We start from the raw sequence: 8,713 nt of genomic DNA on the forward strand, positions 1-8,713 counted from the left end.
CCTGCTCGTCTATCGTTGGGCGGGTGGCCAAGTCTGCGGCGCCCGCGGTCGAACTATCGGTGGGTGAGCACACGGTGCGGGTCAGCAATCCCGACCGGGTGTACTTTCCCGAGCTCGGCGTGACAAAGCTCGACTTGGCGCAGTACTACCTGAGCGTCGGGGACGGGATCGTCAACGCTGTGCGGGATCGGCCCTGCATGCTACACCGATTTCCCAAGGGACTACCCGGTGGAAAGGTGCACCAGAAGCGGGTGCCAGCGGGTGCGCCGGACTGGATTCCGACGGTGCGCGTACATTTTCCGCGCTACGGCAGGCATGCCGACGAGCTGTGCGTGCGTGAGCTCGCGGACGTGATCTGGGCTGTGCAGATGTCCACGGTGGAGTTCCATCCCTGGAATTCGCGGGCCTCGGATACCGAGTCGCCGGACGAATGGCGCATCGACCTCGATCCGATGCCGGACTGCCCGTGGTCGCGGGTGCGGCGGGTAGCCGGGGTGGTGCACGAGGTGCTCGACGAACTCGGAGCGGTCGGCTGGCCGAAGACCTCCGGTGGTTCCGGACTGCATGTGTACGTGCGGATCGCGCCGGAGTACGGGTTCGGGGAGGTCCGACGGGCGGCGCTCGCGTTCGCGCAGGAGGTGGAACGACGCGCGCCCGAGGACGTCACGACGGCCTGGTGGCGCAAGGACCGCGATCCCGCGCAGCTGTTCGTCGACTACAACCAGAACGCGCGCGACCACACCATCGCCGCCGCCTACTCCGTGCGGGGCGTACCGGAAGCGACCGTGTCGACCCCGGTTCGCTGGACCGAGATCGACGACATCGTGCCGCGCGACTTCACCATCGCGACCGTGCCCGCCCGCTACGCCGAGCTCGGCGACCTGCAGGCCGACATGGACAACACCGTCTTCGACATCGCACCCCTGCTGGAACTGGCCGATCGGCACGGCGTCGAGGAACTCGTCGACCTCGACGAAGAATGAGCCGTCCTGGACGACACCGCCGACGACTACACGAGACCGCGATGCGGCGGGCCGCCGACGGATGAGTGTCACGACCAGCCGACCAGCGTGTGCACCGGGACGAGAAACCATGGTGGAACGACGCGCGCTGGGGACGAGACTGGGAGGGTGCGGCGGCGCCGTCGATAGCGACCAGGAAGAATCAGAGTCCGGGACCGCGCGCGGTGCCGACGACAGCGCTCGAGCCGCAGTGCGGCGCAGAAAGCCGATCGACCCAGGAGGTCTCTGTGCAGGAATCCGCGACCACGATCGCGATCGCCCCGGACCAGCCGGCGCCGCGCTTGCTCGAGAAAGCGGTCGTCGGAGCGGGCGCTCGGGTCGGTGAGCTCGCGGAGGCCGACGCACTGATCTGGACCGGCAAACCCGGTGATTTTCCGGCGACCCTGCCGTCGTCGGTACGCTGGGCGCAGTTGCCCGCCGCGGGGATCGAGGACTTCTTCGACGCAGGCGTATTCACCGCGCACCCGGACGTGCTGTTCACCTCCGCCGCCGGGGCGTTCTCGCACAGTGTCGCCGAACACGCGCTGATGATGTTGCTGGCGGGTGTGCGGTATCTGCCCGAGCAGTTGCGGGCTACGTCGTGGCAGCAACGCGAGTTCTTCCCGCACATCGGGTCGTTGCGCGGCAAGACCGTGACGATCGTCGGCGCGGGTGGGATCGGGCGTGCGCTGATCCCGATGCTGGCCCCGCTGGGTGCCCATGTGATCGCGGTGAACCGGTCGGGACGCCCGGTGAGCGGTCATGGGATTCCCGCCGATGTCGAGACGGTGCCCACCGATCAGCTCGCACGGGTGTATTCGCATACCGATCATGTGGTGGTGGCGGCACCGGCGACGGCGCAGACCCGCCACCTCATCGGTGCCGACGAATTGGCCAGGCTCAAGCCGTCGTCGTGGGTGATCAATGTGGCCCGTGGCAGCCTGATCGACACCGACGCACTGGTGGACGCGCTGACCGGCGGGTTGATCGGTGGCGCCGGACTCGACGTCACCGACCCGGAACCACTGCCCGACGGGCACCCACTGTGGACCTTGCCGAACGCGATCATCACCCCGCACGATTCGAACCCACCGCAGCTGCGGTTGGCGGCGTTCGCCGATCATGTCGGCGCGAACGTGGCGCGGTTCGTCACGGGTGAGCCGTTGGAGGCGATGATCGACACCTCCCGGGGTTACTGAGGGATCCGACTGCTCACCCAGGCGGCGATCTGGCTGCGTTTGGCGAAGCCGAGCTTGGTGAGAATGTGCTGAACGTGGTTCTGCGCGGTGCGGTCGGAAAGTACAAGAGCCGCGGCGATTTCGTGGTTGGTCAGGCCGCGTGCGACCAGGTCGGCCACCTCGCGTTCGCGTGGTGTCAGTGCGGCGCAGGTGATCTCGTGCGCGGCCACCACGCGTAGCCGATGGGTCCACGGGGGCATGGCGAGGGAGATCGCCGTCGGCAATGCCCTTTTCGCGAGGGCGACCGCGGCGGCGGTGTCGCGGTGCAGCAACAGCAGCTCGGCGAGTTCGCACTCGGCCTCGACGGCGAACCCGGGGGCGCCGATCATGCGCGCGGTCTGCGCGGCACCGGCGAGTTCGATGCGGGCGACGTCCGAATCACCGAGTGCCACAGCGAATTTGCCCAACCAGAGCTCGACCGGGCCGAGGTAGTTGGCATTGCCGCCGCCGGTGACGTGCATGCCACGGTATCGACCGAGTTGCTCGCGGAAGTACGCGACGTCGTCGCCGATGCGCAGCGCTGCGGCGATCGCCCCACCGACCGCGAGCACATTGAGCCGGAAATACGGCGGCACCGACCATTTCTGGGGCGGCCCGAGATTGCGATAGAGCGGTTCGGCTTCGGCACTCAGCCCGCTGTCCATCATCGGGAACGCGGTGCCGAGCGCGGCGAGCAGCAGGTTGCTCACCGGTCCGCGCGTCACCGCAGCGGCCGCCGTCAGCACCTCGCGGCGATGGCCGCGATGGTGTCCGACGACGCCGAGCAACGCCCGGTAAGCCCCCTCCCCCGCCGGATGCCCGAGTGTTGTCGCGAGCTCGTGTGCCTGTCCGGCCAGGTCGAGCGCATCGTCGAATTCGGCGTGCGCCTGAGCCGACGCGGCCTGCGCGACGAGCAGGCGCCAGCGCGACATCGGTCCGCCGGTCCGCTCGGAACACCAACTCAGACAGGCCAATTCGCCGGTGATCACACTCAGATCACCCTGCTCCCACAGTGCGTCGATGCGCCACAACCTGCCCCACATCTCCACGGCGGGATCACGCGCACGCTCGCCCGCTTCGATCATCCGGGTGGCCAGTACCCGGTGCTCGTCGCGGTGCTCGGGTCCGCTGCAGGCGAGCCGACGGGCGCGCAGCGCGGCAGCCAAGACGACGGGATCATCACTGCGGTCGGCGGATTGCATTGCGGCCCTGCTGGATTCATCGACACCGTCGAGATTGCCGAGGTGAACCGCCGCCTCGGTGGCGCGGGCGAGCAACCGGGCCCGCAACGACTCGGGGAGCGCGTCGGCGGGCGGCGCGCCGCTCAGCCCGTCGGCGGGCGTGCCGTCGGGCGGGTGATCAGCCGCTGACGCCACGGCCCGAGCGCCAGCCGCCAACGCCTCGTCTCGGGCGCGGGCCGCCAGCGCTTCGTCCCGGGGGCAGGCCGCCAGCGCTTCATCCCGGACACCGGCCGCCCGCGCTTCATCCCGGACACCGGCCGCCCGCGCTTCATCCCGGACACCGGCCGCCCGCGCTTCATCCCGGACACCGGCCGCCAGCGCTTCATCCCGGACACCGGCCGCCCGCGCTTCATCCCGGACACCGGCCGCCCGCGCTTCATCCCGGACACCGGCCGCCAGCGCTTCGGCACAGGCATCGGCGATGTCGCGATCCCAGCTTCGGTCGCCGATCGGCTCGAGCACCAGCGCGGCCTCGGCAAGCAAGACGACAGCCTCAGGTCTGCGGTGCGGAGGTCCGGCGTGACATGCGGCGCGCGCTATCGCTTGTGCTGCGAGGAAATCCGACTTCGCCGAGTTCAGGACGCCGGCACGCGCGGCTGCTGCGGCGCGTTGCAGCAGCAGGCCGCCCCTGGCGACCGGGTCGAGGTCGGCCGCGTGGGTCAAGGCCAACCCGTAGAGCCGGACGGCTTCCTCGAAAGCCAGTTCCCGCAACGCGACGTCCGCCGCGCGGCGCGCCCAGCGGACCGCGGGCTCAGGGGCTCCGCCCACCGCGGCATTGGCCCAATGCCAGGCCAGCGCCGCCGAATTCGCCTCCACCGCATCGGGATACAGCTCCTCGATACCCAGCGCCGCGCGTTGATGCAGCAGCACACGCCGCTGTAGCGACAACCCGTCGAGCAGGGCGGCGCGCACGAGGGCATGGGTGAAACGCACCGTACCCGGCTCATCGGCGGCGGCCAGCAGACCCGCATCGATCGCCTCGTCGACCGCGCCGAGACAGTCCGGCACCGAACGTTCGACGAGCCGGGCGGCGACCGCGATCGTGAACCGCTCGCCCAAGATCGACGCGGCGCGGAGCAACTCCTGCGCCGATGCCGAGCGGGGTGTCATCCGGCCGCGCACCACCTCGCGCAAGCTGGTGGGCAGGCGCAGCGCGTCATCGGTGGATCCGCGCAGGGAACGGCCTAGTTCGCGCAGGTAGAAGGGGTTGCCCGCGGTCATGTCGAAGGCCTCGCCGGCCAACTGGTCGGGGAGGTCACGGCCCGCCTCGATCCGCAAACAGTGCGCGGAGTCGGTGGGCGAGAGTCCGCGCAGGGGCAGCGAGCCTGCGACCGGTTCGCGCAGGAGGTCGGGTTTGATGGTGGTCCAGCCGGTGCCCGCGGTGCCGCAACATTCGGTGGCACACACCATGATTCGGCGCTCGCGCAACGCACGCACCACATAGAGCAGCGCTTGCAGCGATGGCTCGTCGGCCCAATGGATGTCGTCGACGACCAGCAGGACGCCGCCGGTGGCACCGTCGAGGCCCGCGGCGAACCCGTCGAACAGGGCGACGCGGTCGGCGCCGGGGGCAGGCGTGCTGGTGCCGAGCGCCTGGTGCCAGAGCCAGAACGGTGGGGTGTCGGGCAGTTCGAGGGCACGGGCCCACAGGGTGCGCACTCCGTCGCGCCGCGCGCGCACGGTCAGTTCGGCGACGAGGCTGGTCTTGCCGACGCCCGCCTCGCCGGAACAGATCACCAGTTGCGGCGCGCCGTGCACCGCGTCGTCGAGCCGACCCAGCAGATCGGCCAGTTCGCCGTCACGTCCGATCAACTCGGTCGCCACACCTCACCTCCGAGTATCAGAGCATACTCGCAGGTGAGGGGCTATAACAGGGGCTATGAGGCGGTGCGCTCGGTCAGGCCGCCGACCGATACTACGTACTCCTTCGCTTGATCGTCGAAGTTGATCGAATAGGTGGTCGGATAGCGGGTCGAGTGCTGGTAGGCCTGGGGTTGGGTGATGTCGCCGGTGAACGAGGGCTTGGTGAGCAGCCAGTCCCTGGTGAACATCGGTTCGGTGAAGATGTACTGGCCGTCCCACGCACCGTTGATCAGGGTCTGAGTGAACTCGAACTGGCCCGGAACCACCGGTTTCGTGCCGTCGACCCAATGCACGCCCATCGCGGGCACCGCCTGCACCTCGATCGGCTCGGGCAGGGTGGTGAAACCGGTCGGCATGTACTTCAGGTCGGGCTTGACGCCCGCCTTGGCGAGGAACTGCGGGTCCTGCGGGTTGATCGCCTGCACCGCGGCATCGTCGATGAAGTAGAAGTGCGTGTCGAAATGGGATTTGTCGAAGATGCCGATCGGTGGGTGGCCGTGCGGGACCCAGTCGAAGGTGAGGTGGTTGATCACCGTGCCCTCGGCTTCCGCCGGGAGGGCCAGGCCGGGGCTGGCCGGTGGCGGGCCCTCTGGCATCGTGGCGGGCATCGGCAGCCCTTCCAGCGCCGACTCCTGGATACGCAGACCGAGTTCGGTGGGATGGCCGTCCTTGTCGGTGGTCACGTAGGTGCGGATCTGGCCGTTGCCCATGGATCGTTCGTCGCCGTAATAGGTCTTCGGGCCGGAATCGTCGCTACACGCGGCCGCGGAGGCGAGGACGAGCGCGGCCGCCAGCGCCGTCGTGAGTATTCGCGCGCGCCGCCTGATATCGGACATGACCGCTCCCTTCGACGGGGTCAGTCCTGAACGTAGAAGGGTTTGCCGACCCGAGCGTCCGCCGAAATACTCATCTGAGGTACTCATCAGCGGCAAAAGTTTCCATTCGGAGGTATGGGCATGATCGGCACGCCGGAATCGGACACCGCGGGTTAGGCTGTCCCCGTCCTGGTTCGGTAAGGATGGGATCGGCAATGGGATGGACCTTCACCGCTGACGAATTCGCGCACGTCTGGCGGGAATCGGGTCAGGACCGCATGCCGTTTCCGCTGCGCGTGCTCGAGTCACCGCACACCGAGAACGACGCGGCCCGATTGCGCGCGGGGCTGCACGATCGACTACCCGGGGGCGACCCCGACCTCGCCGCCTGCCTGCGGATCATCGCCGAACCGCACGCCAGAGTCGTACTGGTCGGCGGCGCCCATACCCCCGGCAGCGAAATCCGGCTACTCGCCTGCGCGGTCTACGACCATGCCGTGCTGGTAGTGCAAGATCCGAGTACCCGGCCCGATTACGGTGGCAGCGTGCGTGTTTCGATCGGGCATACCGCGGGGATCGGCGCCCGCGTGGCGGCCTGTCTGCCCGATACCCCGCCCGGACGCGAACCCGCGCGCGAGGCCGCGACCGACGCGGTACGCGACGAGGAAACCGTGCTCGCGACCCATCCCGCGGTGCCGCGTATCCAGCGGTTATTGCGCAGGCCGCATACCGCCGAGGGCCACATTCGGATCGAGACCGGGCTCGACCGTCCGGTGCCGAGCCCGCCGGTGCACTACAGCTGGATCGACGTGGCCAACGATGGTCGATACCTGCTGCGCGCGGGTGAAACCGTGCACGTGGTGCCCGCGTCCACTGGGCAACTCGCCGCGCAGTTACAGCGCAGGTTGGTGCCGGCGCACAGTTCGCACAGCAGAAGGTCCGGCTAACCTGGACTCCACCGCATCATCTGGAGGGGAGACGCGATGACGATCGAGAGCAGCAGAGCCGAGATCTCCCGGTTCCGCAGCGCCGCCGCGGCGGGGACACTGACATTCGACCCCGATGCCGCGCGCCGGTGCGCCGACCTGTACGAACAGCAGGCCGAGCACCTCGCTCAGTTGCGGCAGGGGCTCGAGAACGCTGCCGAGGCGGCGGGGTTCGGTGGGTTCGTCTCCGCCCAGCAGTTACAGGCGGGCTTCGCGCACAAGGCACGCGACGCCGCCGAACTGCTCGACCGCTACATCGAGGCGGCCTACCGGATGAAAGAGGCGTTCCTGCTCAGCGCGGGCCTCTACGAGGAAGCCGATGCCGCCGCGGCCGCCGCCCTGCGCGCCGTCGATACGAGGGTGCGCGGATGAGCACCGACCCGACCTACGTCAGTGCGATGGAACATTTCGAATCCATGCCGCACGAACAGATCTACACGCGTGCCCAGCAGATCGACGCCGGTGCCATTCTCGGCGCGTCGATGACCTGGCTGGAGACCGCCGCTACCCTCACCACCTCGATGCCGCTCACCAAATCCGGCGCCGACCGGGTGATCAACGACACCGGCTGGTCCGGTACCGCCGCCGACGCCGCCGCGGCGAGTACCCGCAGCTTCGCCGCATCCATCGACGAACTCGCGGTGGTGATGGCCGAAGTCGGCGCCCGCCTCGGCGGTGTCGCCGCGGCCGCCGAAGCCGTGAAGCTGGCCGTTGTCGCGCCGGGCGGGTCGGGCCCGATCGGGGCGATCGCCCGCCTGCTGGAGAGCGCGCAGGTGATCGACGCGCAGATGGCGGCCGAGGCGCTGCGCCAGGAAGCCGTGCTGGCGATGAACATGATCTACAAGCCGGCGTATTCGCTTGCCGGAAGCGGTGTCCCAGCGTTGCCCACCGCACCAGGGGAAACGGAATCGCCCGCGGGCAGCGGTGGTTCACCCGCACCGGGCAACGGGTCGACGCCGAGCCCTGGCACGGACCCCTCCGCGCCACAGGGCAATTCGCCGGAATCGCCACAGGCCCCGGAATCCGGCTCGGCTCCCGGTGACGCTCCGGCTCCCGGCGCAACTGTGACGCCGGGCGAAGACCCCGCACCCCGGACGCCCGCACCGGCGGAAAGCCCTGCGCCCCAAGGCCAGGGCTCTACTCCACAGTCTCCGACACCGGAGACACCCGCGCCAACTACCGAAGCGCCCGCGCCGACTTCCGAAGCGCCCGCCCCCACACCCGAGCAGCCTGCACCGCCCACTCAGGCGCCTGCGCCAACTACCGAACCGCCTGCGCCGTCCACTGAAGCGCCCGCGCCGACTTCCGAAGCGCCCGCCCCCGCTCCCGAACCGCCTGCGCCGTCCACTGAAGCTCCTGCACCGTCGACCGAACCGCCCGCCCCGCAGAGCCAGGGGCCGACGAGTTCGCCCAGCGACGTACCCACTCCCCCGCCCTCGCTTCCGAATCAGGCACCGACACAGCAGGATTCGAACCCACCTGCACCGAAGCCGCCGACCGAACCGCCCGCCCCGCAGAGCCAGGGGCCGACGAGTTCGCCCAGCGACGTACCCACTCCCCCGCCCTCGCTTCCGAATCAGGCACCGACAC

The 8,713-nt window shown here is 69.3% G+C and carries 7 protein-coding genes; 5 read left to right on the forward strand and 2 right to left on the reverse strand.

Annotation, left to right across the window (positions count from 1 at the left end):
* Window positions 1-23: 23 nt before the first annotated feature.
* The gene (gene ligD / locus ACFXKN_RS08390; protein WP_378972481.1) at window positions 24-983 is read left to right on the forward strand and encodes a non-homologous end-joining DNA ligase; all 960 of its coding nucleotides are present in this window, start codon (window positions 24-26) and stop codon (window positions 981-983) included.
* Window positions 984-1,249: 266 nt separating this feature from the next.
* Window positions 1,250-2,200, forward strand: coding sequence for a D-isomer specific 2-hydroxyacid dehydrogenase family protein (locus ACFXKN_RS08395; RefSeq protein WP_378972475.1), 951 nt, complete (start codon window positions 1,250-1,252; stop codon window positions 2,198-2,200).
* On the opposite strand, the gene ACFXKN_RS08400 is transcribed toward ACFXKN_RS08395, so the two are convergent.
* Both ACFXKN_RS08400 and ACFXKN_RS08405 read right to left on the reverse strand, forming a co-directional pair.
* Window positions 2,194-5,283 (reverse strand): AAA family ATPase, encoded by a 3,090-nt coding sequence (locus ACFXKN_RS08400; RefSeq protein WP_379432794.1) that lies wholly within the window; start codon window positions 5,281-5,283, stop codon window positions 2,194-2,196. The two genes, ACFXKN_RS08395 and ACFXKN_RS08400, sit on opposite strands and share 7 nt — an antisense overlap.
* 53 nt (window positions 5,284-5,336) lie before the next feature.
* On the reverse strand, window positions 5,337-6,158 hold the full coding sequence (locus ACFXKN_RS08405) for a DUF5602 domain-containing protein (protein WP_378972468.1): 822 nt from the start codon (window positions 6,156-6,158) through the stop codon (window positions 5,337-5,339).
* Window positions 6,159-6,352: 194 nt separating this feature from the next.
* On the opposite strand from ACFXKN_RS08405, the gene ACFXKN_RS08410 reads away from it, so the two are divergent.
* The 3 genes from ACFXKN_RS08410 to ACFXKN_RS08420 all read left to right on the forward strand — a co-directional run.
* Window positions 6,353-7,084, forward strand: coding sequence for an ESX secretion-associated protein EspG (locus ACFXKN_RS08410; protein WP_378972411.1), 732 nt, complete (start codon window positions 6,353-6,355; stop codon window positions 7,082-7,084).
* A gap of 36 nt (window positions 7,085-7,120) precedes the next feature.
* The gene (locus ACFXKN_RS08415) at window positions 7,121-7,495 is read left to right on the forward strand and encodes a hypothetical protein (RefSeq protein WP_378972396.1); all 375 of its coding nucleotides are present in this window, start codon (window positions 7,121-7,123) and stop codon (window positions 7,493-7,495) included.
* Window positions 7,492-8,713, forward strand: a 1,222-nt coding sequence (locus ACFXKN_RS08420; protein WP_379432795.1) for a hypothetical protein, incomplete at its 3' end; no start/stop codon positions are given. The genes ACFXKN_RS08415 and ACFXKN_RS08420, both read left to right, overlap by 4 nt.

Origin of the sequence: Nocardia sp. NPDC059195 (genome assembly GCF_042754695.1) — a bacterium.
In the GTDB taxonomy this organism is placed as follows: Bacteria; Actinomycetota; Actinomycetes; order Mycobacteriales; family Mycobacteriaceae; genus Nocardia.

Coding starts and splice junctions, on each gene's coding strand:
- ACFXKN_RS08415 (WP_378972396.1), top strand. CDS start 7,121: ATGACGATCGAGAGCAGCAGAGCCGAGATCTCCCGGTTCCGCAGCGCC.
- ACFXKN_RS08410 (WP_378972411.1), top strand. CDS start 6,353: ATGGGATGGACCTTCACCGCTGACGAATTCGCGCACGTCTGGCGGGAA.
- ACFXKN_RS08405 (WP_378972468.1), bottom strand. CDS start 6,158: ATGTCCGATATCAGGCGGCGCGCGCGAATACTCACGACGGCGCTGGCG.